The organism is Bradyrhizobium sp. 930_D9_N1_4, assembly GCF_052076015.1.
In the GTDB taxonomy this organism is placed as follows: domain Bacteria; phylum Pseudomonadota; class Alphaproteobacteria; order Rhizobiales; family Xanthobacteraceae; genus Bradyrhizobium.
Genome location: NZ_CP197236.1, coordinates 7,311,297 through 7,334,440, shown reverse-complemented (window position 1 = coordinate 7,334,440; position 23,144 = coordinate 7,311,297). Strand labels below are relative to the sequence as shown.

At 64.2% G+C, this 23,144-nt stretch carries 21 protein-coding genes and 1 tRNA gene; 8 read left to right on the top strand and 14 right to left on the bottom strand.

Going from position 1 to position 23,144, the window contains the following annotated elements:
* The first annotated feature begins 40 nt into the window (after nt 1–40).
* From bchE to AB7532_RS34735, 3 genes are all read left to right on the top strand, one after another.
* Complete coding sequence (gene bchE / locus AB7532_RS34745; protein ID WP_441239143.1) at nt 41–1,567, top strand: magnesium-protoporphyrin IX monomethyl ester anaerobic oxidative cyclase; 1,527 nt, start codon at nt 41–43, stop codon at nt 1,565–1,567.
* Nucleotides 1,568–1,721: 154 nt separating this feature from the next.
* Entirely contained in the window at nt 1,722–2,249 is a 528-nt protein-coding gene (locus tag AB7532_RS34740; RefSeq protein WP_441239142.1) for an N-acetyltransferase family protein, read from the top strand.
* 81 nt (nt 2,250–2,330) lie between these two features.
* Entirely contained in the window at nt 2,331–2,819 is a 489-nt protein-coding gene (locus tag AB7532_RS34735; protein ID WP_441239141.1) for a Crp/Fnr family transcriptional regulator, read from the top strand.
* Here AB7532_RS34735 and AB7532_RS34730 read toward each other — a convergent pair.
* Nucleotides 2,758–3,585, bottom strand: a complete 828-nt coding sequence (locus AB7532_RS34730; RefSeq protein WP_441239140.1) for a metallophosphoesterase family protein — start codon at nt 3,583–3,585, stop codon at nt 2,758–2,760. The genes AB7532_RS34735 and AB7532_RS34730 overlap by 62 nt on opposite strands.
* 155 nt (nt 3,586–3,740) lie before the next feature.
* Here AB7532_RS34730 and AB7532_RS34725 point away from each other — a divergent pair, with 155 nt between their 5' ends.
* The 3 genes from AB7532_RS34725 (at nt 3,741) to AB7532_RS34715 (ending at nt 5,247) form a co-directional block, all read left to right on the top strand.
* Entirely contained in the window at nt 3,741–4,430 is a 690-nt protein-coding gene (locus tag AB7532_RS34725; protein ID WP_441239139.1) for a DNA-3-methyladenine glycosylase I, read from the top strand.
* Nucleotides 4,431–4,455: 25 nt separating this feature from the next.
* Nucleotides 4,456–4,749, top strand: coding sequence for a DUF1330 domain-containing protein (locus AB7532_RS34720; protein ID WP_441239138.1), 294 nt, complete (start codon nt 4,456–4,458; stop codon nt 4,747–4,749).
* A gap of 204 nt (nt 4,750–4,953) precedes the next feature.
* The gene (locus AB7532_RS34715; protein WP_441239137.1) at nt 4,954–5,247 is read left to right on the top strand and encodes a hypothetical protein; all 294 of its coding nucleotides are present in this window, start codon (nt 4,954–4,956) and stop codon (nt 5,245–5,247) included.
* A gap of 58 nt (nt 5,248–5,305) precedes the next feature.
* Here the strand turns inward: AB7532_RS34715 and dinB are convergent, their stop codons facing one another.
* Complete coding sequence (gene dinB, locus AB7532_RS34710) at nt 5,306–6,406, bottom strand: DNA polymerase IV (protein ID WP_441239136.1); 1,101 nt, start codon at nt 6,404–6,406, stop codon at nt 5,306–5,308.
* 43 nt (nt 6,407–6,449) lie between these two features.
* On the opposite strand from dinB, the gene AB7532_RS34705 reads away from it, so the two are divergent.
* Together AB7532_RS34705 and AB7532_RS34700 are read left to right on the top strand one after the other, a co-directional pair.
* Nucleotides 6,450–6,893, top strand: coding sequence for a TspO/MBR family protein (locus AB7532_RS34705; RefSeq protein WP_441239135.1), 444 nt, complete (start codon nt 6,450–6,452; stop codon nt 6,891–6,893).
* A gap of 94 nt (nt 6,894–6,987) precedes the next feature.
* Nucleotides 6,988–7,197, top strand: coding sequence for a hypothetical protein (locus tag AB7532_RS34700; protein ID WP_441239134.1), 210 nt, complete (start codon nt 6,988–6,990; stop codon nt 7,195–7,197).
* Between the two features lie 47 nt (nt 7,198–7,244).
* Here AB7532_RS34700 and AB7532_RS34695 read toward each other — a convergent pair whose 3' ends face one another.
* The 12 genes from AB7532_RS34695 to AB7532_RS34640 form a co-directional block, all read right to left on the bottom strand.
* The gene (locus AB7532_RS34695; protein ID WP_441239133.1) at nt 7,245–8,144 is read right to left on the bottom strand and encodes a hypothetical protein; all 900 of its coding nucleotides are present in this window, start codon (nt 8,142–8,144) and stop codon (nt 7,245–7,247) included.
* 286 nt (nt 8,145–8,430) lie between these two features.
* Nucleotides 8,431–8,507, bottom strand: a tRNA-Arg gene (locus tag AB7532_RS34690).
* A 59-nt stretch (nt 8,508–8,566) separates the two neighbouring features.
* The gene (locus AB7532_RS34685; RefSeq protein ID WP_441239132.1) at nt 8,567–9,634 is read right to left on the bottom strand and encodes a sensor domain-containing diguanylate cyclase; all 1,068 of its coding nucleotides are present in this window, start codon (nt 9,632–9,634) and stop codon (nt 8,567–8,569) included.
* A 1-nt stretch (nt 9,635) separates the two neighbouring features.
* The gene (locus tag AB7532_RS34680) at nt 9,636–12,746 is read right to left on the bottom strand and encodes an EAL domain-containing protein (RefSeq protein WP_441239131.1); all 3,111 of its coding nucleotides are present in this window, start codon (nt 12,744–12,746) and stop codon (nt 9,636–9,638) included.
* A 174-nt stretch (nt 12,747–12,920) separates the two neighbouring features.
* Nucleotides 12,921–14,006 carry a branched-chain amino acid ABC transporter permease gene (locus AB7532_RS34675; RefSeq protein WP_441239130.1) on the bottom strand — a complete coding sequence of 362 codons (1,086 nt, stop codon included), beginning with the start codon at nt 14,004–14,006 and terminating at the stop codon, nt 12,921–12,923.
* On the bottom strand, nt 14,003–15,013 hold the full coding sequence (locus AB7532_RS34670) for a branched-chain amino acid ABC transporter permease (protein ID WP_441239129.1): 1,011 nt from the start codon (nt 15,011–15,013) through the stop codon (nt 14,003–14,005). The genes AB7532_RS34675 and AB7532_RS34670 overlap by 4 nt, the downstream gene beginning before the upstream one ends.
* Complete coding sequence (locus AB7532_RS34665; RefSeq protein WP_441239128.1) at nt 15,010–15,732, bottom strand: branched-chain amino acid ABC transporter ATP-binding protein; 723 nt, start codon at nt 15,730–15,732, stop codon at nt 15,010–15,012. The genes AB7532_RS34670 and AB7532_RS34665 overlap by 4 nt, the downstream gene beginning before the upstream one ends.
* Entirely contained in the window at nt 15,729–16,505 is a 777-nt protein-coding gene (locus AB7532_RS34660; RefSeq protein WP_441239127.1) for an ABC transporter ATP-binding protein, read from the bottom strand. The genes AB7532_RS34665 and AB7532_RS34660 overlap by 4 nt, the downstream gene beginning before the upstream one ends.
* A gap of 172 nt (nt 16,506–16,677) precedes the next feature.
* Nucleotides 16,678–17,862, bottom strand: coding sequence for a substrate-binding domain-containing protein (locus AB7532_RS34655; RefSeq protein WP_441239126.1), 1,185 nt, complete (start codon nt 17,860–17,862; stop codon nt 16,678–16,680).
* 330 nt (nt 17,863–18,192) lie between these two features.
* Complete coding sequence (locus tag AB7532_RS34650; protein ID WP_441239125.1) at nt 18,193–19,632, bottom strand: sigma-54 interaction domain-containing protein; 1,440 nt, start codon at nt 19,630–19,632, stop codon at nt 18,193–18,195.
* 264 nt (nt 19,633–19,896) lie between these two features.
* Nucleotides 19,897–21,633, bottom strand: a complete 1,737-nt coding sequence (locus AB7532_RS34645) for a putative bifunctional diguanylate cyclase/phosphodiesterase (protein ID WP_441239421.1) — start codon at nt 21,631–21,633, stop codon at nt 19,897–19,899.
* A 359-nt stretch (nt 21,634–21,992) separates the two neighbouring features.
* Complete coding sequence (locus AB7532_RS34640; protein WP_441239124.1) at nt 21,993–22,958, bottom strand: sensor histidine kinase; 966 nt, start codon at nt 22,956–22,958, stop codon at nt 21,993–21,995.
* Between the last annotated feature and the right edge of the window lie 186 nt (nt 22,959–23,144).

Sequence of the window (23,144 nt, the reverse complement as noted above, 5' to 3'; positions counted from 1 at the left end):
GGACGGACGATCACGCCAATCACAGCGGGAGCGAAAGTCCATGCGTGTTCTTCTCGTCAACGTACCTCATCCCTCGATCGGCAGCCGGATCCCGGACGATCATCTGCCGCCGCTCGGCCTGCTCGCGATCGGCGGCCCGCTGATCGACGATGGTCACACTGTGCTACTCCTCGACGCCGAGTTTGGCCCGATGCCGACAGCGCAGATCCTCAATGAGGCGCGTCGCTTCGCGCCGGATGCCGTGCTGTTCGGCCATTCCGGCTCGACCTCCGGACATCCTGTCATCGCGGAAATCGCCCAGGCCCTGGTCAAGGTCATGCCGGGTGTGCTGCTCGTCTATGGTGGCGTGTTTCCGACCTATCACTGGCGCGAGATCCTGCGCGACGAGCCCTATGTCAGCGCCATCGTGCGCGGCGAAGGTGAGGAGACCGCGCGGCGCCTGATGCGCGCGCTGGAATTCGGCCACGATCTCGGCGGCGTTGCCGGCATCGCGTTCCGCGACGCCACAGGTCCGCGCGCGACGCCCCCGGCGCCGGTCATCGGGGATCTCGATGCTTATCGCGTCGGTTGGGAGCTGATCGATCATGCGCGCTACAGCTATTGGGGCGGCCTGCGCGCCGTGGTCGTGCAGTTCTCCCGCGGCTGCCCGCATCTCTGCAATTATTGCGGCCAGCGCGGGTTCTGGACGCGCTGGCGCCACCGCGATCCCGTCCGCTTCGCTCGCGAGCTGGCGCGCCTTTCCCGCGAGCAAGGCGTCAAGGTCATCAACTTCGCCGACGAAAATCCGACCGTGTCGAAGAAGGCATGGCGTGCCTTCCTCGACGCGCTGATCGCCGAGAACGTCGACCTCATCCTGGTCGGCTCGACCCGCGCCGACGACATCGTGCGCGATGCCGACATCCTGCATCTCTACAAGAAAGCGGGCTGGCAGCGCTTCCTGCTCGGGTTGGAGAACACCGACGAGAAGACACTGGAGCTGATCCGCAAGGGCGCGACGACCGCGACCGACCGCGAGGCCATTCGCCTGCTGCGGCAGCACGGCATCCTGTCGATGGCGACCTGGGTCGTCGGGTTCGAAGAGGAAACCGATCGCGATCACTGGCGCGGCTTGAAACAGCTGCTCGCCTACGATCCCGATCAGGTGCAGCTGCTCTACGTCACGCCGCATCGCTGGACGCCGTATTTCCGGCTTGCCGCCGACCGCCGCGTGATCCAGCCCGATCGCCGCCGCTGGGATTACAAGCATCAGGTGCTCGCCACGCGCTACATGGCGCCATGGCGCGTGCTGGTCTGGTTCAAGTTCACGGAGATGGTGTTGCAATCCCGCCCCAAGGCGATCTGGCGCGTGCTGTTCCAGCGCGATGCGGGCCTGCGTCACGCCATGCGCTGGTACACGCAGATGGGCCGCAGGGTCTGGCCGCACGAGATCCTTGAATTCCTGCGCGCGCGGCGGCTGAGATGGGGGCCGACGGTGCGGGACTTCTGGGGCACGCCGCAGGAGAACGAGGAGCAATCGATGATTGCGACACGGCCGGAGCGGCGCGTCGGAAAGCGCGAGGCCGCATGAGCGCGGTCCGGCGCTTACTCTTCCGTGTGTGACGCACGGCACAGGACAACGCGCTGTTCGTTTCCGGCCGCAAGATTGGCGGCCACGTCCAAGCAACAAGAGCGCGGCCTCGGCTAGGTCTGCAGTCCCACGCAACCTGCCGGGAGCCTCGCGCATGTCGCCTCTATCCCTGGATGCCGTTGTCGAGCCGAATGAAGCGAATGGTGCGGTCTGTATCCGCACTGCCAATGCATCCGACGTTGAGAACCTCTCGATCTATTTTACGGGCCTTTCGACCGCGGCGCGCAACAAGCGCTTCATGGGCGCGCGTGCGGACTTCGCCGTGGTCGCAGCCGAGTGCGTCGCCAAGGTCAGCCTTCCCGATCACTTCACTCTGCTTGCCGAACTCATGCTGGAAGGGGAGAGCAGGATCATCGGCGAAACGCGGTACGCCTATGATGCCGCCGCACGTCACGGCGATTTCGCCATCTCCGTCGCCGATGTCTTCCAGCGCAAGGGTGTCGGCCTCAAGATGATGAATGCGATGGAGCGACACGCGAGCCATCTCGGTCACGAGATGATCGCAGCGGAGACCGGGCGGGCCAACGCCGAGATGCGCGGTCTTGCGAAGAAGGCGGGCTTCGAGGACACCGGTCTCGGCGACTGGCAGTCGATCCATCTCGCGAAGCGGCTGTCGCGGTAGTCGTACGTTCATCGATTTGCCGCGTGGCACGGATCGTGCTCTAGTATTGCGAGGGTATCCCCAGTGATGGGAGCTTTGGCGATGCGCGCAGTTCTGGATCATTGCACCGGCGGAACGGAACGACAGATTGCCGCCGGCACGCTGGTCGTCACCGAGGGCGGCACCAGCAGCGGCCACCTCTATGTGCTCGTGGCCGGCAAGCTCGAGGTGCTCAAGAGCGACATGGTGGTCGCGACCATCACTGAACCCGGTGCCGTGTTCGGCGAGATGTCCGTGCTGCTCGCCCTGCCGCATACCGCAACGGTGCGGGCCAGCTCGGACTCGGTCATCTATGAGTTCGAGGACGCGGCGTCGTTCCTCATCCAGCGGCCGGAGGTGGCGCTGCTGCTCGCGCGCACGCTGGCGCAACGGCTCAACGTCGCCAACACCTATTTGGCCGATCTCAAGCGGCAATATGCCGGCCACGGCACCCATCTCGCTATGGTCGGCGAGGTGCTCCAGAGCATGATCAACCTGCCGCCGCTCGAGGTTTCGCCAGGCTCGGATCGGCAATCCGACCCAAGGATGTGAGCCAGTCCGGCGGCTGCGCGATATAAGCGGCCGGCCGCTTGAGCGGTGCATCGAGGTCGATCCACTGCGCCTCGCCCGCCGCGAGCCAGAACGCCTTATTGGCATCGAGATCCAGCACGACATGCGTCGGCGGCCGGCCCGGTTGCAGGCCGGCGTTGAACACCCAGGTCTGGCCGAGCTGGTCGAACCACGATCCGTTGGTGATGAAGGGTGATTGATGCACATGGCCCGAGATCACCATCGACGGCTGATACTGCGTGATCCACTGCACCAGCTCGACATCGCCGAAGAAACGCTTGCCGCCCCAGCTCGTCGGCGAATTCGCCGGCGGCGCGTGATGTGCCCAGATCCAGCGCTTCGGGCGATCGGTCGCTGCGTTGCGCAACTGCTCGACGATGCGCTCTTTGACCAGCGGCCCGTCCCACCATGGGCACACCGTGAACAGCGTGTCACCGACGGCGAGGCTGTCGCCGTCGCAGGCAATCCCAAGCTCCCGCACCTCCGAGATCCAGCGCGAGATTTTTTCGCCGTCCGCGTTGCGTTCGTCGAGGTCGTGATTCCCCGAGCAGAGGATCACGCGGGTCTGCGCCGCGATCAGCGCGAGATATTTCTTCACCACCACGATCTGCGCGCGAAAATCCACCATCGAACCGATGTCGAGCGCGTCGCCGGCGAAGATCACCAGGTCGAACTGGGGCGCCGCACTGACCAGCCAGTCGAGCTGCGGCAGCGAATAGTGCAAATCGGCCACGACCAGGCAGCGCATCGAAAATCCGTTTGCGTTTGAAAATGTCTGGGAATTCCAAATCGTCATAAAGCAAGAAGCAGACCAGCATGGCCGCTTTGTCTCGTCAATCATCGGGGCTGGACCGGATCGTCGAATTCTGATGTCGTGGCGCACCCTCAACCGTGCGTGTCCGCATGACCTCGTTCAAAACCATTCGTGCCCGCGCCGAGAAGCGCAAGGGCGGGCCCAAGGCGCTCGACAAGCTGATGCCCGACAAGCCCGACCTCAAGGGCCTCGCAAAACTCGGCGACGACCGCATCCTCGCCGAGATGAGCAAGCGGGTGTTTTGCGCGGGCTTTGCCTGGAGTGTGATCGATTCGAAATGGGACGGCTTTGAAGCGGCCTTTCTTCGCTTCCAACCGGCCAAGCTCAGCTTCCAGCCCGAGGACTATTGGGAGGGCCTGTTGCGCGATGCGCGCATCGTGCGCAACGGCGCCAAGATCATGTCGGTGCGCGACAACGCCGCCTTCGTGCAGGAAATCGCGAAAGAGCACGGCAGCTTCGGCAAGTTTCTGGCAAAATGGCCGCCGTCCAACCAGATCGGCCTGCTCGATCTCCTTGCCAAGCGCGGCAGCCGGCTCGGCGGCAATACCGGCCAGATGCTGCTGCGCTTCGTCGGCTGGGACGGTTTTGTGACCTCCAGGGATGTCGTCGCGGCCTTGCGCGATGCAGGCCTCGACATCGCCGAAGAGGTGAAGTCGAAGGGCGATCTCGCAAAAGTGCAGGCGCAGTTCAACGCTTGGGCTGACGAGACCGGTCTGTCCTACACATATCTGTCACGCATCTGCGCGCTGTCGGTCGGCGAGAATCGCAGCGATCATTAGGTCACGAAAAACCAGGAGAACAACAATGGCCAAAGCCTATTGGGTTGCCACTTACCGCGCGATCAAGAACCCCGACGCCATGGCGGCCTACGCCAAGGTGTCGCGCCAGGCCATCGAAGCGGCCGGCGGCCGCGTGATCGCGCGCGGGATGCCGGCTGCGACGTTTGAGCTCGGCCTGATGGAACGCGTCGTTCTCATCGAGTTCGACAGCGTCGCGAGCGCCAAGGCGGCGTATGAGAGCCCGGCCTACAAGGCCGCGCACGATCTGCTCGGCGACGGCGCCGATCGCGATATCAGGATCGTCGAAGCCGCCGACTAGCAGATCGAGAGGCGGATCGTGGACATCGTGTGGCGATCCCGTGCCGTGAGCGCGGCGGTCGCCATGCGCGATCACGAAATACATTTTTCCGGAACATTTGTGCGCAGCACCCGTTCGGGAGTTTGAGCCAGGCGACACAGGCGCAGGGAACGCCCGCTCCGGCTCGACGCAATGAAACCCGACACCACAGAAACGGAGCAGCTCATGAAGCTCACGACCGAACAGGTGAAGCAGACCGTCAACCAGCTCGGCGCCCAGGTGCTGCCCGACGAGCATCCGGCCATGCCGCAGCTCAACAGCATGTTCGGCGAGCACACCTTCTTCGTCGACGAGACGGGCCTGAAAGTCCTCGAACCCACGCCGTCCCTCGCCGCCGAACGCCAGACCGGCGAAGTCGTCAGCCTCGCCGACTGGAGCGATGCCGAGCTGACGCGGCTGATGGCGCACGAGCCCGAGCCGACCGGCGTCATCGTGGTGTTCGAGCATGTGAGGCATTGATCGGATCGACTGGCATCGGTGGCGGGGTTGGAAAATCCTGCCACTGTCACTGCCCGGTTCAAATGCCGAAGGTCAGCTGCGGCTCCGCATCGTCGCCGTCCTGGAGGGCGGACAGCGAGACCCCCAGCAGCCTGACGGACTTGGGCAGCGGCATCTCGATGTCGAGCAGGCCGCAAGCCAGCCGCTCCAGCTCGTCCCGGCCTGTAACCGCCGCCGGGACGGATCTGCTGCGCGTGATGATCTCGAAATCGGCGAACTTGATCTTCAGCGTGACGGTGCGGCCGCGGTTGCCGGTCGTCTCGCAATGGCGCCAGACCTTGTCGACGAGTGGCTTGAGCTCGGCGGCCAGCGCATCGAATTCGGCAAGATCGGTCGAGAACGTGGTCTCGGCGCCGATGGATTTGCGAATCCGGTTGGCCCGGACCGGACGTTCATCGATGCCGCGTGAGATCCAGTAGTAATAGGCGCCGGACTTGCCGAAATTCGCGTTCATGAACGCCAGCGTCTGGTTGCGGATGTCGAGGCCGGTGAACAGGCCGAGCGCGTTCATCTTCGCAGCCGTCGCCGGGCCGATCCCGTGGAACTTGCCGACGGGCAGCGGCTCGACGAAGGCAGGGCCCATCTCCGGCGAGATCACGAACTGGCCGTTCGGCTTGCGATGATCAGAGGCCAGCTTTGCGAGAAACTTGTTGTAGGAGATGCCGGCTGACGCATTGAGCCCGGTCTCGGCCTTGATTGTCTCGCGGATCCGAAGTGCGACGTCCCGCGCCAGCGGGATGCCTTGCAGATTTTCCGTCACGTCGAGATAGGCCTCGTCGAGCGACAGCGGTTCGATAACGGGCGTGTGCGCGGCAAAGATCTCGCGGATCTGCCGGGAGATCGCCTTGTAGACCTCGAAGCGTGGCTTGACGAAGATCAGGTCGGGACATTGCCGCTTCGCCGTCACCGACGGCATCGCCGAGCGAACGCCGAACTTGCGCGCCTCATAACTGGCGGCCGCGACGACGCCGCGTTCCGCGGAGCCCCCGACCGCGACCGGCTTTCCGCGCAGCTCCGGATTGTCGCGCTGTTCCACCGACGCATAGAAGGCATCCATGTCGATATGGATGATCTTGCGCACCGGCGGGGCTTCGCCGGTCACCGTGACGGATTCGCTCATGGCAAGATGATACAATCGGGCAAAGCGAAGCGCGAGGTGATGGATGGTTCAGTTGTTGGTCTTCGTCCTCGCCGTGGTCGGCATCGGCTGGCTGATCGGTGCGACCAATCTCCCCGGAGACTGGTATGCCGGCCTCGCCAAGCCGGGCTTCGTGCCGCCGAACTGGGCGTTCCCGGTGGCGTGGACCATCCTCTACATCATGATCGCGGTAGCGGGCTGGCGGACCTTTCGCCGTGAACCAGCGGGTCAAGCGATGCTGGTCTGGGCGGTGCAACTGGCGCTGAACTTCTCCTGGTCGCCGGTGATGTTCACGATGCACCGGATCGGGGCGGCACTCGTCATCCTCATTGGCCTGTTCGTCGCGATCGTGACCTACATCAGTCTCGAGACATCACGAGACAAACTGGCAGCAGCATTGTTCGTGCCCTACGCAGCCTGGGTCGCCTTTGCCGGCGTGCTCAATGCGGCCATCTGGCGTTTGAATTGAGGCGTTCAGCTTAGAGTTCATCAAAGAGCAATCTCAGGCTTGTGAGTGGCGAGCCTAGGCATGCGATCCTATATCGGCGTGCAGAGGATAGCCCATGCAATACAGCTCCGAACTCATTCAGACCATGCGCCAGGCCCTCGAGACCGTGATGGCAAGCGTGCCGGCCCATCAGTCGGTGTTTGGCCTGAAAGCGGCTGTCGCAGAATGTATCCTGAAGGCTGCTGCGCATGGCCAGACGTCGTACGACGCTCTGGTGACGTCGGCCTCCGACCAGGTTCAGTCGATCGTCGCGATGCTGACGTGAGGGCTCGCTCGAAATGGTAATATCGCCGTCGGTCCCCAAGACTCGGCCTATATGAGATGCTGTGATAGCTCTTCGAACTCATCCGCCGTGAGGCGGCCGCTGTTCGCGAGATCCTTTAGTCGTTGGGGAAATTGCGAGGAAACCGCGATTCGTTCCTCATGCCCTAACGCGTCGAGCCATTCGGCCTCGTCGCCCTCGTTCAGCGGCATATCCACGACGAATGGCGTCTTGGCGAGGACATCATGGCTGCCGGCCGGCCGCATTTCGTAATCATCCAGCCGTCGCCATGCCTCGATTCGGCGTTTGACCCGAGCGCGGAAGTCCTCGCGCATCCAAGCCTTAAGCTCATCCGCTGTATAGGTACGCCAGCCCAGAGAGCGCATGATCCCTCTCATCCGCTGGATATACACTATCCTCTCGGCGTCGGTCAGCTTGACCGGGTAATCGCCGAATTTGTAGTCGAGATAATCCTCCCCCTTGTTGCGCAGGCATGCAATCATGTGGTGGAGGCTATCGAACGTGCCGATCTCGCGCGAACCAATGCGCATCCAATCAAGGTGCAAGAGCATGCCGTGGGCAACGGCCGCAAACTTGCCGTTCGCCAGCGCATCGACGAAGGGACGGTGTAAAGCGAGATCGCGTTCGAGGCGGTCGGAAGAATCGGCCAGAGGCGGTTCGTAGTTCAGGTCTTGCGAGGCGGCGTCACTGAAGACGACATCGCCTGTGCGAATATCGACGTCTCCGATAATCCAGATCTTTTCGCCGCGGCCCTCGCGCCGCCACCAACCCATTCGGTTCTGGACGTCGCCTCGCGACCCATCGGGTTGTAGCGCATCCCGCGCACGGATCGGGCGCAGGACCTCTCCGAAGCGATTCCAGTGGACGACCGCAGCGCCATGTCGTGTCCGGCACTCGTTCCTGTTCAGGTCGGTCGCAACAGGCGCCATCGTCTCCGGCGAATAGGAGGACCAAGGCGCGTGCTTCCGGTCACGTAGGGGACCGCCAACCCATCGCCAAACGAACTTCGAATACCAGAGACGATCGCGCCATACCCGTAGTCTCCGCCACGGACGTCGTATGATGTAGCGAAGCTGCTCGCGGGGTGTCAGTCTGAACTGTAGAAAGCGCGGATAAGGGTATCTGCGGCTCATGTCGCTTCCACGGCATCGATATCAATTGCCCCGCCGGCGGGACTTGCGTGGCGGCCTGTACGGCAGCGAGTAAATCGTGGACTGGCGCACCCGACACGATTCGAACGTGTGACCTTTGCCTTCGGAGGGCAACGCTCTATCCAGCTGAGCTACGGGTGCTAGTCGAAGTTCATTTAGCCGATTGGCGGGGGGTGGGCAACCGCTTCCGCCGTCTCCGGCTAGGCCGATTTGCGGGCCCTGCGGCCAGGAACCGGCGCGCTGTCCCGGCCGAGGCCGGCGAATTCGGCGAGCAGGCGTTCGGCGCAGATGATGCGGTTGCGGCCGAGCCGTTTTGCCGCATAAAGCGCCTCGTCCGCCGCGCCCAGCAGCCGGTCGGGATTGCCGTCGGCCTCGGCGGGGATGTGACTGGCGACGCCGACGCTGAGGGTGACGTGGTCGCCGGCGCCAGCGGCGCCGTGCGCAATCCTCAAGGCCATGACGGCGGTGCGGATCTCCTCGGCAACGGCGCAGGCGCTGTCACAATCCATATCGGGCAGGATCAGCGCGAACTCTTCGCCGCCGTAACGGCTGGCGAGATCGAGCGGGCGCACGGCATGGCGGCTGACGACATCGGCGACCGCGCGCAGGCATTCGTCGCCGCTCTGGTGGCCGTGGCGGTCGTTGAACAGCTTGAAATGATCGACGTCGACGAACAGCAGCGCCATCGGCTTCTGCGTCCGCTGGGCGCGGGCCCATTCGCTCATCAGCATCTGGTCGAAGGCGCGCCGGTTCGACAGGCCGGTCAGGCCGTCCTTGGTCGCGAGCTCCTTCAACGCCATCTCGGCGCGCTTCTGGTCGGTGAGGTCGCGCAGCGTCTCCACCACGGCGATCAGATGGCCGGCCTCGTCGTGGATCGGCCCGGCGTCGATGGCGAGATAGAGCTGGCTGCCGAGCTTCGGCATCACGCACCAGTTCTCCGCGGAGAAGCCGAGCCCGTTATGGCCGCGCGCGGCATATTCCGAATAGAACTCCGGCAGTTGTTCCGGCCGGTCGAGCGCGACGAGGTCGGCGAGGCACGGGCGCTTGGTCTCATAGAAGGCCTGCCAGTGTTTATTGGTGCCGATCACCTCGGAGGCGGCGACGCCGGTCAGCCGCTCGCAGGCCCTGTTCCAGATCACGACGCGGCGCCTGGGGTCGATCACGAAGGTCGGCACCACCAAATGCTGCATCAGCCGCACCGCGTAGGAATCCGCGACGTCGACGGTCCTGGCGGGAGTCTTGCTCGACGTCTTCCCTGGCTTTGCCATCTCAGGCCACCGCCGCCACAGGCGTGTCGTCTTCCGGACTGAACAGCTTTCGGACCTCGGCGGCCGGCTTCGGCTTGCTGAAGAGATAGCCCTGCATCTCCGTGCAGCCGAGCGAGCGCAGCAGCTCGCGCTGCGCCTCGGTCTCGACGCCCTCGGCGACCGTGGTCATGTGGCTGGCCGCGGCGATGTTCACCACGGCCTGCACGATCACGGGCGCGCCGCTGGTCTCCGCGATGTCGGCGACGAAGCAGCGGTCGATCTTGATCTTGTCGAACGGGAAGCGCTTGAGATAGCTCAGCGAGGAATAGCCGGTGCCGAAATCGTCGAGCGCGATGCGCACGCCGATCGAACGGAGCTGATGCAGGATCGAGAGCGCGGCCTCGTCGTCGCGGATCAGCACGGCCTCGGTGATTTCGAGCTCGAGCCGGCGCGGGTCCAGCCCGGAGGCGGCGAGTGCGCCGGCAATCCGCAGCGCCAGCGTGTCGCATTTGAGCTGGACCGGCGAGACGTTGACCGCGATCCGCACATGCGTCGGCCAGGTCGCGGCCTCGTTGCAGGCCGTGCGCAGCACCCAGTCGCCCAGTTCGTTGATCAGGCCGGTATCCTCGGCGACCGGAATGAATTCCGCCGGCGAGATCATGCCGCGCTCGGGGTGGCGCCAGCGCAGCAGCGCCTCGCAGCCGGAAACTTCGTTGGTGCGCAGATCGACCAGCGGCTGGTAGTGAATTTCGAAGCCGCCATAGACCAGGGCCTGGCGCAGATCCTGCTCCAGGGTCAGGCGCGCCTTGGCGCACGCGTCCATCGCGGGCTCGAAGAAGCGATGGGTACGGCGTCCCGAGGCCTTGGCGCCGTACATCGCGAGGTCGGCGTTCTTGATCAGCTGGTCGAGGTCGGAGCCGTCCTGCGGCGCCAGCGCGATGCCGATGCTGGCATCGGTGGAGAGCTGATGGCCGAGACAGTGATAGGGCTGGCGGATCGCCTCGTAGATCCGCGTCACGAACGACAGCACGTCCGCAGAGGACTCGATGCCGGTCTGGATCACCGCGAATTCGTCGCCGCCGAGCCGCGCGATCAAATCGCCCTTCTTGAGGCAGCCGCGCAGGCGGGTGGCCAGCGCCTTCAACAAATCGTCGCCGACGTGATGACCGAGCGAATCGTTGATGCCCTTGAACTCGTCGACGTCGATATAGAGCAGCGCGAACTGGCCGCCATCGGCCGCCTTCGCCAGCTCGCGTTCGATCTGCTCGCGGAACAAAGTGCGGTTCGGCAGGTCGGTCAGCGCGTCGTAATGCGCCATATGCGCGATCTTCTCGTCCGCGCGCCGCCGCTCGGTGACGTCGTCGACGACGTGGATGAGATAGCGCGGCTCGCCGACGCCGTCGCGGATGCCGATCCGGGTCGATGTGATGTAGCGCAGCCCCATGCCCGGCATCTGCCAGGCGTGTTCGTCCTTGAACAATCCCTTGTCCGAACTCAGGGCGTTGCTGTCGTCTTCGGTGATGCGGGCCGCTGGCGCCTCGGGAAAGATGTCGAAAGCGGTCTTGCCGACGACATGCTGACGGGACTGGCCGAACAGCTGCTCGGCGACGACGTTAAGCAGCAGATATTCTCGCGTGCGGGCGTCCTTCACCGTGATCTGCGAGGGGATGTGGTCGATGATCTCGCGCAGGAAGGTCTGGTTGCGGTCGCGCTCCTGCTCCAGGTTGCGGCGCTCGGTGATGTCCTCAATGGTGGCGACCCATCCGCCCTGTGCGAGCGGGGTGTTGATGACCTGGAAGGCGCGGCCGTTGGGCAACTCGTGGACCCTGGTGGAGACCGTGCCCTCGGCGACGACCCTCATGACTTCGGCGCAGAAGGTTTCGACGTCGCCGCTGAAGGCGCCGCGCTCCTTGCGATGGTACATCGCCTGATGGATGTGGCAGCCGGGCTTGATGACGTCAGCGGACAGGCCGAACATGTCGACGTAGCGGCGGTTGCAGGTGACGATGTATCCGTTCGCGTCGTACAGGATCAGGCCTTGCGACATGTTGTTCAAGGCGGTGTCGAGCCGCTGTCGCTCCGCTTCCAGCCGTTGCTGGGCCTCGCGATTCTGACGGCTGATCTGGCGAATGATGAGGAAGAGGATCAGCGCGATCACGGCGGCCGAGAGCGTGGCCGTGGTGACCATGAAGCCGGTCTGCTGACGCCAGTCGGCAAGCGCGGCGCTGGTGGTGTTGGTCGCAACGATGACCAGCGGGAAATGCGACAGCGACGCGGCCGAGCCGAGGCGGTCCTCGCCGTCGATCGGACCCTTGACGCGCAGCGTGTGCCGGCCGCCTTCGGCCAGCATCTTGCGCATCAACGGCGCGTCCTTGAAATTCCTGCCGATCAGCTCCTCGACATGCGGAAAGCGTGCCAGCATCTTGCCTTCGCGGTCGAACAGCGAGATCGCCGTGCCCTCGGCAAGCGCCACGGCGGCGAAATAGTTCTGATAGCTGTCCGGATCGATCCGGCGGACCATCGCGCCGAGGAAGGTGCCGTCGGGGCTGTTCAGCCGGCGTGCGACGATCGTGGTCCATTTGCCGATGATGAAGCTGCGGACGGATTCCAGCACCACCGGCTCGGCCATCGGATTGGACTTGAAGGTCTGGAAATAGGCGCGGGCGGCGACGTTGATCTTGGGCAGCGGCTGCGACCGCGACCAGTTGATCAGCTCGCCGTCGGCATCGTAGATCGCGATGTCGCCGAGATAGGACACCGAGCTGATCTTGCTGCGCAGCATCTCGTTCGCGGCAGGGCCGGACATGCGTTCGCGAAACATCGTGGGCGAGGTGATCGCCGGCAGGTTCATCTGCCCGATCAGATCGGCGGCCACGACGTCGGAGTCTTCGAACTGCTGATCGAAATGCCGCGCGATCAGCTGCACCGTGTTTTCCAGCTCGCGCTCGCGGTTGCTCAGGGTGCGTTCACGAAACTCGCCGACGGCCATGGCCGTGACGGTGAAGATCCCCGCGACCAGCAGCACGCCGCACAGGGTGAGCCACAGCACCGGCCCGCGCCGAATGGCTGCCTCCCAGCCGTTCCTGACGGCTAGAGACATTGCGGCTGCGATCTGTGCAAAGACCTGGCTCATTCCCCCTCCCTGGGGGAACAGGAATACTATGCACAGGTAGGAGAACCCTTAGGAAAGCCAGTTACCTAAGCATTAATCCGGTTGCGCAGAGACGTCCGTGTCCCGCGCGGCGCGAATCACCTGGCGGTTGTACGTGTCCTGCAACAACCGCTGCACTGCATCGTTAATCGATGCTTAATGCGAGGCGCCTGCGCTCTTGTCACCGCTGCCATGGCGAAGACGTCCGACCACGCCGGTGGGGAAGAAATAGACGCTGGCGATGAACAGCAACCCCAGCCACAGCAACCAGCGATCGGGATGCAGCAGCCCCGGCAGCAGCGGCAGGCCGGCTTCGCTTGCCGCCTTGGAGGCGACGCCCATCAGCGATTGAAGATAGTTCTGGGCGAGGATGAAGATGGTGGCGCCGATGATCGCGCCGTAGATCGTGCCCATGCCGCCGATCACGACCATCAGCAGGATGTCCAGCATGATCGAGAAGCTCAGCGACGTGTCGGGACCGGCATAGCGCAGCCACAGCGCGTTCAAAATGCCGGCGCTGGCGGCGACCAGCGCGGCGAGGCAGTTGGCGTAGGTCAGATGGAAGACGGTGCGGAAGCCCAGTGCCTCCGCGCGAAAGCGGTTCTCGCGGATCGCCTGGAGCACACGCCCGAACGGCGAGTTGACCACGCGCAGCAGCGCAAGGATCATCAGGGCCGAGATCGCGAATACCAGATAGAAGGTCAGGATACGGCCGTTGACCTCGAAGCCGAACAGGTTCTTGGAGATCAGGACGGTGCCGGGGCGAAGCAGCTCGGGCAGCTGGAAGCTGCGTCCGTCCTCGCCGCCGGTGAGCCAGGAAAGCTGCGAAGCCAGCACCTGGAAGGCGGAGGCGACCGCAAGCGTGATCATGGCGAAGAAGATCGCGGCCACCCGCAGCGAGAACAGGCCGATTGCGAGCGCGAGCAAGGCCGCGAGCGGAAGGCCGACGACGATGCCGGTTGCGATCGCGGCCCAGTTCGGCCCCATGCCGTACAGCGCGATCGCGATGGCGTAGCTGCCGATGCCGTAGAACATGGTGTGGGCGAACGACACCGAGCCGGTGTAGCCCAGCAGCAGATCGTAGGAGGCGACCAGGGCTGCGAAGACGCAGATCTTTGCCGCGACGTTCAGCGGCTTGGCGCCCGGAAACAGGAACGGTGTCGCCGCCAGCGCCAGGATGATGAGGACGAGAACGAGCGTGAGCACGCGGCTCTTCGGCGGATCGCCTGAGAGGATCATCATCGGCTGGTCACCGCATAGAGGCCGCGCGGCCGCCACATCAGAATGGCGACCATCAGCAGGATGTTGGAGACGAGGGCGAGCTTCGGCACCAGGAAGCCGCCGTAATTGGCGACCATCGCCACCAGGATCGCGCCGATGAAGCAGCCGCCGATCGAGCCGAGGCCGCCGATGATGACGACGATAAAAATCAGGACGGTGAGTTCGTCGCTCATGGAGGCATGGACCTGTTCGCGATAGAGCGCCCACATCACGCCGCCGAGGCCGGCCAGCGCCGATCCGGTCATGAATACGCCGAGGAACAGCCGGCGAATGCGATAGCCGAGCGCCTCGACCATTTCGCGGTTCTCGACGCCGGCGCGGATCAGAAGGCCGAGCTTGGTGCGGTTGAGCACGAGCTGGATCGCGATGAAGACGGCGAGCCCAATCAGCATCGCCAGCACGCGGTATTTGGCGATAGCAACGTCGCCGAAAATGAACGAGCCTCGCAGCGAGGTCGGCAGCGGCATCGGGATGATCTGCGGTCCCCACAGCGCGTACATCGTCTGCTCGGCGACGATCAGCCCACCGGTGGTCATCAGGATCTGCTTCAGATGCTGGCCGTAGACCGGCAGGATCAGCACGCGCTCGACGATCAGGCCGAGCGCGCCTGAGACCGCCATCGACAGCAGCGCGGCCGGCGCCAGCACCGCGAGGTTCACCCAGAGCGAATCCGCCTGAACAGAGGCTGCGAACGGCGCCAGCACCAGGGTCGCAACATAGGCGCCGACGGCAATGAAGGCGCCGTGGCCGAAATTGAGCACATCCATCAGGCCGAACACCAGCGTGAGCCCGGAGGCCATGATGAAGATCATCATGCCCATGGCGAGGCTCGCGGCGGTCAGGGTCAGCCAGGTGCTGGGAGAGCCGATCAGCGGGATCATGACGAGGGCGAGCGCGATCGGCAGCAGGACCGGTGCGAGGTCGCGCTTCGGCTTCGGCAGCGGATCGGTTGCGGCGAGTTCAGTCACTGATGCGCCTCCAGGCTCAGGCCGAGCAGCCGCTCCTGCAGCGGCACGTCGGCGGCGAGCGTCGCCATCTCGCCGCGATGGACGATGGTGCCGTTGTCCATCACCAGCACGTTGTCGCCGAGCTCGCGGGCGGCGAAGAAGTTCTGTTCGACGAGGAGGATCGTCGCGCCCTTGCGCTTGATCTCCTTCAGGCACTCGATCAGCGCCATGATGATCGCAGGCGCGAGGCCCTTGGTCGGCTCGTCGATCAGCAGGAGTTTCCGTGGCTCGACGATGGCACGCGCGATCGACAGCATCTGCTTTTGCCCGCCCGAGAGGCTTCCCGCGCGCGACAGCCAGAACCGGCGCAGCGCCGGAAAGAAGCCGAAAATCCACTCCAGCTGCTTGTCGTCCATCGGACCGTCGCGCGCGGCGAGCACCAGATTCTCTTTCACCGTGAGGTCGGAGAACACCGCCATGCTTTCCGGCACATAGCCGACGCCGAGCCGGGCGATATCGGGCGTGGCGCGGCTCTCGATGCGTTCGCCGGCGAGGCTGATCTCGCCGGAGGACGCCTGCCACAGACCCATGATGGTGCGCAGCGTCGTGGTCTTGCCGGCGCCGTTGCGCCCCAACAGCATCGTGACCTGTCCCCGCGGGACCGCGAGGTCGATGCCCTGGAGAATGTGGTAGCGGCCGATATGGGTGTGCACGCCGGAGAGTTTGAGCAGATCGGTCATGCCGCACCCCCCGCAACCTTCTTGGGCGAGACCCCGAGATAGGCTTCCTGCACGATCGGCGAGGCGATCACCTCGGCGGGCGGCCCGTCCGCAACGAGTTGCCCGTTATGCAGCACGATGATGCGGTCGGCGAGCGAGCGCACCACGTCCATCTTGTGCTCGACCAGCAGGATGATCTTGCTCTTGTCCTGCTTGAGTTGCGCGATCAGGTTCAGCACGACCGGCACCTCGTCGATGCTCATGCCGGCGGTCGGCTCGTCGAACATGAAGACCTTTGGTTCGAGCGCGATCATCAGCGCGACCTCGAGCTTGCGCTGATCGCCATGCGACAGCGCGGTCGCGGCGACGCCGCGGCGGTCGCCGAGCGCGACCTGCTCGAGGATGGCGTCGGCACGCGCGATCAGATCGCGGCGGACCATCCAGGGCCGCAGCATGTCGTAATGGGTGCCGCTGGCCGCTTGCACGGCGAGGCGGACGTTCTCTTCGACCGACAGATTCGGGAAGAGGTTTGTCAGTTGGAACGCGCGTCCAAGACCCGCACGGGTCCGCATCGGTGCGGAATGCTGGGTGATATCGGTGCCGTCGAACAGGATGCTGCCGTTGGAGGCGCGCAGCTGGCCCGAGATCAGATTGAAATAGGTGGTCTTGCCGGCGCCATTCGGTCCGACAATGGCGGTGAGCTCGCCCGGACGGAACGTACAGGTGACGTTGTTGACCGCGACATGGCCGCCGAAGCGGATGGTGAGGTCGCGGGTCTCTAAGCTCAACGTCATTGGAAGCCCGGCGAATGATGAGATGAGGAGCTGGCCGCGGATCATGCTGCGCCCCCTCCCCCGCTTGCGGGGGAGGGCAGGGGAGAGGGTGTCACCGCGATGGGACGGCCCCCAAGAGGAAAAAGCCCTCTCCCGGCCTCTCCCGCAAGCGGGAGAGGTGAAGCAAGCAAGATCAGCGCTTGTTCTTGACCGGAACGTCCATGTCCTCGATCTTCAGCTCGCGCACCGGCTCGAGCACGGCCCAGGCGACGTTCGGATCGACCTTAACCTTGAAGTGATACATGCTCTGCAGCGCCTGATGGTCTTCCTTGCGGAACACCATCTTGCCCTTCGGCGTGTCGAACTCCAGGCCTTCCATCGCCGTGATGAGCTTCTCGGTGTCGGTCGACTTCGCCTTGGTGACGGCGGCGACGACGGATATCGCGGCGGCAAAGCCGCCCGCGGTGAAGAAGTCCGGCGGCGCTTTGAAGCGCTTCTGGTGCTCGGCGACGAACCAGTCGTTCACCGGGTTCTTCGGGATGTCGTAATAGTAATAGGTCGCGCCTTCCATGCCCGGCAGGCTCTTGTAGGCGGCGAGTGCCGGCAGGATGTTGCCGCCGGTCGAGAGCTCGATGCCGTAGCGCTTCGGATCCATGTCCTGCAGCTTGGCTAGCGGATTGCCGGCGCCGGCCCAGATCACCCAGATCACCTTGCGGCCGGGCTTGTCCTTCAGCGCGTCGAACAGGCGCTGGCCGACGGCAGTGAAGTCCGTGGTGCTGGTCGGAGCATATTCTTCTGCGCCGAGCGTCGCGCCGGTCTTGGCGAGCGCCTCCTTGAAGGCGGCGACGCCGTCGCGGCCGAAAGCGTAGTCCTGCGCCAGCGTGGCGACGGTGACGCCCTGCTTGCCGATTGCGACCGCATTCGAGATCGCGTCCTGCGATGAATTGCGCCCGGTGCGGAAGATGTAACGATTCCACTTCTCGCCGGTAATCTGGTCCGCGACCGCGGGCTCGACGATCAGGATCTTCTTGTTCTCCTCGGCGACCGGGAGAATCGCGAGCGCTGCCGCCGACGAGGTCGTGCCGATCGCGATGTCGGCCTTGTCGTCCTGATAGGCTTCCGCGAGCGCGGCCTTCGACAGGTCCGGTTTGCCCTGGTCGTCCTTGGTGATGACGACGATCTTCCGGCCGTCGAGCATCATGGTGCCCTTGGTGGCGTATTCAAAACCCATTTGCAGGCCGGTCTCGGTCTGCTTGGCGTAGGCCTCGAGCGGTCCGGTCTTGCCGTAGATCAGCGCGACCTTGAGGTCGTCCGCGCGCGCGGAGCTGCCCGCGGCGAAGCCGATGATGGCTGCTGTCAGAATGAGCGATCGACGCACGGTGGTTCCTCCCTGAATGAACTGCCTTGATCACAGCGATTTGCACAGCTGTGCCGACATTGCAATTCCACCTTCCGGCGGAGCTTGCATGAGGCGCATGTGACAGTCTCTTGACGTGCACGTGTCGATCGCGACGGCAAGGCCGCGTGTTGCCACGTCTTGCATCAGCCCATGCGTTTCCTCTGGCCGACCCAGAGCAAGCCCTGCGCCAGATGCGGGGCACCGCGCGGAATGGCTGAAAATGCGGCAGAAACGCTGACGATGCTGCGGGTCTGCGCCAGCGCAGCTGTGTCAGGAGTCCGAGACTTCAGACATGTCCAGTCTCGAAATTCAGACGGGCGGCGATCCCGATGCCAGCCCGAACTTGGCGAGCTTCTTGTAAAACGTCGCGCGCGAGATGCGCAGCATGCGCGCGGCTTCCGTTATCTGGCCGTTGCTGGCGGCGAGCGCGTGTTCGAGCGTCTGCTTCTCGAACTCGGCCTCCGCTTCCGCATAGGGCACGACCGAGCCGGTCATCCGCTGCGCCGGTGCCGGACCCGCATCCGCGCCGACGGGGAGGATGTGAACGAAATCGTCGCTTGTCAGCCGTCCGGAATCGCTCAGGATCAGCGCGCGCTCCAGAATGTTGCGCAGCTCGCGGACGTTGCCCGGCCAGTCGTAGCGCGCCAGCGCCGAAAGCCCGCTCGGCGTGATCTTCGCATTGACGAAGTCGCCGGAGGCGCTGATGTCCTCGATCAGCCGCGCGCAGATGTCGGGAAGATCGTCGAGGCACCGTCTCAAGGGCGGCAGATCGATCGAGAGCACGTTGAGACGGTAGTAGAGATCGGCGCGGAAGGCACCGTCGCTGACCCGCTTGCGCAGATCGACATTGGTCGCGGCGATGACGCGCAAATCGACCCTGGTGATCTTGTCCGAGCCGAGCGGCTCGATCTCGCGCTCCTGCAATACGCGAAGGAGCTTTGCCTGAAGTTGCAGCGGCATCTCGCCGATCTCGTCGAGAAACAGCGTGCCGCCGTCGGCGAGGCGGAATTTTCCCTCGCGTCCCTTGCGGTCGGCGCCGGTATAGGCGCCCGGCGCGGTGCCGAAGAATTCGGACTCGATCAGCGTCTCCGGGATCGCCGCGACGTTGACGCTGACGAACGGCTTTTCCGCGCGCGACGACGCGTTGTGGATCGCCTGTGCCAGCAACTCCTTGCCGGTGCCGGTCTCGCCGGTGAGCAGAACGGTCACGTTCTGCCGGGCGGCGCGCCTGGCGAATTCCTTGGCCTGCGCGATGTCCTGTGTGGTGCCGACGAAATCGGCAAGGGTGAAGCGCGCCGCGCGGGCGTTGGACAATTGCCGCCGCGCCAGCCGGAGATCGCTTTCGAGCTGGGTGACGCGCGCGAGCAGCGGCTTCAGGCTCTCGATGTGGTCGTAAAGCACGAAGCCGATCGCACCGATGACATTGCGCGCCTCGTCCTCGATCGGCATCCGCGTCACCACGAGCTGCTCGCCGCCGAGCTCCATGATGTCGAGCAGGATCGGCTCGCCGCTCTCGGCGACATTCCGCATCAGGCTGTTCGGGATGATCTCCTCGATCGGCCGCCCCAGGGCTTCGCTGGTATGCGCAAGGCCAAGCGAGGCCAGATATTTCTCGTTGACGTAGATGACCCGGCCGCCGCGATCGATCGCAATCGCACCCTCGCACAGATGCTCGAGCCGCTCGAACAGCGTCACCATCGCCCGCGCGCGGACATAGGCGGGATCGCTGACGTCGGAAGAGGAGGGCATGGCGTACCTCGGGGAAGTCCGCCCGTGTATTAGCAAAAGGGCAGTAATTTCAAAGGAGGAAATGGGCGTTGGGATTGCGAGCCATTCTCGGTCGTCGTCCCGGACAAGCGAAGCGCAGATCCGAGACCCATACCCACAGGGAGAAGTTTGGCGAAGACTCGGAGTGGGAGCCTCGTGCCCCAACTTCTCCCTGTGGGTATGGGTCCCGGGTTCGCGCTTTGCGCGCCCCGGGACGACAGCTGTATGTGTTGCGCGGCTGTCGGCCTACCGCCGATACCCGTTCGCGCGCGAATAGCCCTGGCGGTTCTGCTGTGCCGGACGGTTGGCCACGCTGCCCCGGGACTCGCTGGAGGCGGGCGTTGCGAGCTTCAGTTCCTCCAGGAAGATCGGCCGGGCGAAATAATAGCCCTGCGCATAGCGGATCTTGGTCGCGGCCTGGAGATAGGCCAGTTCCTCGTAGGATTCGAGGCCTTCGGCGATCACGGTCATGCCGAGCGCTTCGCTCAGGGATTCGATCGCGCGCAGGATGCCCTGGCTGCGCGGTCGCTTATGGATGTCGGTGATGAAGGAACGGTCGATCTTGATCTCGTCGGCCGTGATGTCGGCGAGCGCCGAGAGCGAGGAATAGCCGGTGCCGAAATCGTCGATCGAGATGCCGACACCGAGCTTGCGGAACATCGGCAGGATCTCGGACTGGAAATGATTCTTGGCGACGAAGGCGTCTTCGGTCACCTCGATCATGAAGCGCTGTGGAAAGCCGGTCGCGTCCAGCGCCCGCGCAAAATTGCGCATGAACTCGGGATTGCCGGCCTGCTTGGCGGCGACGTTGATGCTGATGGTCGCTTCCGCGCCAAAGGTGTCGTTGATCAGGTCGATCGACTTGACGATCTCGGCGAGCACCAGATGCGTCAATTCGTCGATCAGCCCGAGCTCGCCGGCCAGGTTGATGAACGAGCCCGGCGCCTGGATCACGCCCTCGTCGTCGCGCAGCCGCACCAGCGCCTCGATGCCCGTCACGGCCTGGGTGCGGATGTCGACCTTGGACTGGAACGCACAGCAGAAGCGCTTTTCGAGGATGGCGAGCCGCAGCGACTGCTCGATCTTCATCCGCGCCAGCGCTTCGCGCTCCATGCTGGAATCGAAGAACGCGGCCGTGCCCTTGCCGTTGTTCTTGATGCGATACATCGCGATGTCGGCGTTCTGGCGCAGTATCTCGAAGCTGCGCCCGTGGTCGGGATAGAGGCTGACGCCGACCGAGGTGGAGGCGAAGACCTCCGAATTGTCGATGAAGAACGGCGCGGTCAGCCGCTCCAGCGTCGACTTCATGAACTCGGCGACTTCCTCCTGGTTCTGGATCGGCGAGAGCAGCAGCAGGAATTCGTCGCCGGAGATGCGCGAAAGCATGTCGGAATCGCGCAGATCGCGCCCGAGCCGCTTCGACAGTTCGACCAGCAGCGCGTCGCCGACGGCATGGCCGTAATAGTCGTTGATGTGCTTGAAATTGTCGACGTCGAGAAAGGCCAGCGCGAAGCGTTCGCCGGCGCGGTCGCGCGCCAGCAGGCTGTTGGCGCGATGCTCGATCACGCGCCGGGAGGGCAGGCCGGTCAGCTCGTCGAAATAGGCCGAGCGGAACAGCTGGTCCTCGAAATTCTTCTGTTCGGTGATGTCGACGGAGGCCGAGATCAGTAACTCGCGTCCGGCAAGGCTGATCGGGCGATGGGTGGTCAGCAGTACCTGGCGTGCGGAGCCGTCGTGCAGCGCTTCCTCGGCGACGACCGGCTGGCCGGCGCTCAGGGCCCGGCGGCAGGCTTCCCGGCGTTGGGTGAGATCAGGTGAAGGACGGCTGCCGTCCATGCCGAGCTGGCTGGCGGCGACATCGTTAACCAGCAGAAGCTTGCCTTGTGCGTCCTGCACGGTCAGGCCGGCAGGCAGCATTCTAACGATTTCCTTGAGAAATCCGAGTTCGGCTTCACTCGCGCCGGAATATCTGTTGTCGTTCATAGAAGTCATGAATCTTCTTGTTCAGCGCGTCTTTGCAATGGGCGCAATCTCGCGCGGTTCCCTCTTAGGTTTGGTTAAGGGGTCCGCAGAAATACGGGGGTGTTTTGCGGCGATGCGACGCGTGCAGAAAATCGTCATTAACAGAGCGTCAACGGCGCATGCGAAACTACGCGTCATGCGCGCGATTGCCTTTCGCTTGGATCGAGTCTTGTTTCGCGATCAGAGGTCGTCATGCCCGGGCTTGTCCCGGGCATCCACGTTCTTGGTTGCCGCAAACAAAGATCGTGGATGGCCGGGACAAGCCCGGCCATGACGCTGGTGAAGCTTCAGCGGCTCGATTTATCGAGTTTGTTTTGGTCCTAGCCGCTCTGGGGGATGCGGCATTGCATGGTGCAATGCAGCCCGGTCTTGAGATACGAGACCTCGGTCTTGCCGTCGAAGGCCGACAGCGCCGACTTCAGCAGCTTGGTGCCGAAGCCGGGCTCGGAGACCTTGTCGACGCTCGGGCCCTCGGTTTCATCCCAAGTGACGTTGAGGCGGTCGCCACTGACGGTCCATGACACGTGCAGCAATCCGCGCGGCGCAGAGAACGCGCCGTATTTGCCGGCGTTGGTCGCAAGCTCGTGGAACATCAGCGACAGCGTCACCGCGAGCTTCGGCGGCAGGAACAGCCGGTCGCCGTTGAGTGTGAAGCGGACATGGCCGTAAGGTCCAAGCTCCGCGATCAGGAGATCGCGGATGTCGCAGCCGGCCCTGTCGATCCGCGAGATCAGATCGTCGGTCGTGGCCAGCGAGCGCAGCCGGGGATCGATCCTGGCCCAGACCTGCGGCTGGTCGTGCAGCACCTGGTGCAGCACCGCGTGCACCGTCGACAGCTTGTTCTTGAGACGGTGCTGGAGCTCGTCGACCAGCAGCTTGCGGTAGTCCTCTTCCTCGATCAGGCGCTTGGAAATCCGGCGCTGCTCCATCAGCATCGTGCGATAATGCTCGACGCCCCAGATGGTGAGCGCGGAGACGCCCCAATAGAGGGTCAGCAGGGTGAACCGGGAGCGATCGGCAAAGGCGTCGCCGAAATTGACGACGACACCGAGCACGCCGCCGACCAGCGCGGTGATAATGCCGATCCGCAGGCCGCCGAATGCGGCGGCAAAGAACACCGCCGGGAAGTACGGCGTGAAATAGACATCGGGCCGCACATGCGCGAGCCCCCAGCGCGCCAGAGTCGCAACCAGCAGGCAGGCGACCGCAAACGACAGGCTTAAGCCGAGCGATGGCGGTGCCATCCCCTGCCAGCCCTTGCGGAATTCGTCGATCAGCTTCTCCATGCCCAGCCCGGTTGCGCGATGCGTTCGAAAATCGAGAGAGAAGCGGGAATGTTACGCATGTCGCACGCGCAAGCAAAGCTTGCCTTGTCACGGGCCGGCGGGAATAGTGAGCGTCGTGGCGCCGGCTGTCGCAGTGCCGACTGTCGCGGCGACGTCATCGAGCGGTGTCCGCCATTTGGCATCAAA

Excerpts from the sequence above, each read along its gene's own strand:
- bchE (WP_441239143.1), top strand. The coding sequence starts at position 41 with ATGCGTGTTCTTCTCGTCAACGTACCTCATCCCTCGATCGGCAGCCGG.
- AB7532_RS34740 (WP_441239142.1), top strand. The coding sequence starts at position 1,722 with ATGTCGCCTCTATCCCTGGATGCCGTTGTCGAGCCGAATGAAGCGAAT.
- AB7532_RS34735 (WP_441239141.1), top strand. The coding sequence starts at position 2,331 with ATGCGCGCAGTTCTGGATCATTGCACCGGCGGAACGGAACGACAGATT.
- AB7532_RS34730 (WP_441239140.1), bottom strand. The coding sequence starts at position 3,585 with ATGCGCTGCCTGGTCGTGGCCGATTTGCACTATTCGCTGCCGCAGCTC.
- AB7532_RS34725 (WP_441239139.1), top strand. The coding sequence starts at position 3,741 with ATGACCTCGTTCAAAACCATTCGTGCCCGCGCCGAGAAGCGCAAGGGC.
- AB7532_RS34720 (WP_441239138.1), top strand. The coding sequence starts at position 4,456 with ATGGCCAAAGCCTATTGGGTTGCCACTTACCGCGCGATCAAGAACCCC.
- AB7532_RS34715 (WP_441239137.1), top strand. The coding sequence starts at position 4,954 with ATGAAGCTCACGACCGAACAGGTGAAGCAGACCGTCAACCAGCTCGGC.
- dinB (WP_441239136.1), bottom strand. The coding sequence starts at position 6,406 with ATGAGCGAATCCGTCACGGTGACCGGCGAAGCCCCGCCGGTGCGCAAG.
- AB7532_RS34705 (WP_441239135.1), top strand. The coding sequence starts at position 6,450 with ATGGTTCAGTTGTTGGTCTTCGTCCTCGCCGTGGTCGGCATCGGCTGG.
- AB7532_RS34700 (WP_441239134.1), top strand. The coding sequence starts at position 6,988 with ATGCAATACAGCTCCGAACTCATTCAGACCATGCGCCAGGCCCTCGAG.
- AB7532_RS34695 (WP_441239133.1), bottom strand. The coding sequence starts at position 8,144 with ATGGCGCCTGTTGCGACCGACCTGAACAGGAACGAGTGCCGGACACGA.
- AB7532_RS34685 (WP_441239132.1), bottom strand. The coding sequence starts at position 9,634 with ATGGCAAAGCCAGGGAAGACGTCGAGCAAGACTCCCGCCAGGACCGTC.
- AB7532_RS34680 (WP_441239131.1), bottom strand. The coding sequence starts at position 12,746 with ATGAGCCAGGTCTTTGCACAGATCGCAGCCGCAATGTCTCTAGCCGTC.
- AB7532_RS34675 (WP_441239130.1), bottom strand. The coding sequence starts at position 14,006 with ATGATGATCCTCTCAGGCGATCCGCCGAAGAGCCGCGTGCTCACGCTC.
- AB7532_RS34665 (WP_441239128.1), bottom strand. The coding sequence starts at position 15,732 with ATGACCGATCTGCTCAAACTCTCCGGCGTGCACACCCATATCGGCCGC.
- AB7532_RS34660 (WP_441239127.1), bottom strand. The coding sequence starts at position 16,505 with ATGACGTTGAGCTTAGAGACCCGCGACCTCACCATCCGCTTCGGCGGC.
- AB7532_RS34650 (WP_441239125.1), bottom strand. The coding sequence starts at position 19,632 with ATGCCCTCCTCTTCCGACGTCAGCGATCCCGCCTATGTCCGCGCGCGG.
- AB7532_RS34645 (WP_441239421.1), bottom strand. The coding sequence starts at position 21,633 with ATGAACGACAACAGATATTCCGGCGCGAGTGAAGCCGAACTCGGATTT.
- AB7532_RS34640 (WP_441239124.1), bottom strand. The coding sequence starts at position 22,958 with ATGGAGAAGCTGATCGACGAATTCCGCAAGGGCTGGCAGGGGATGGCA.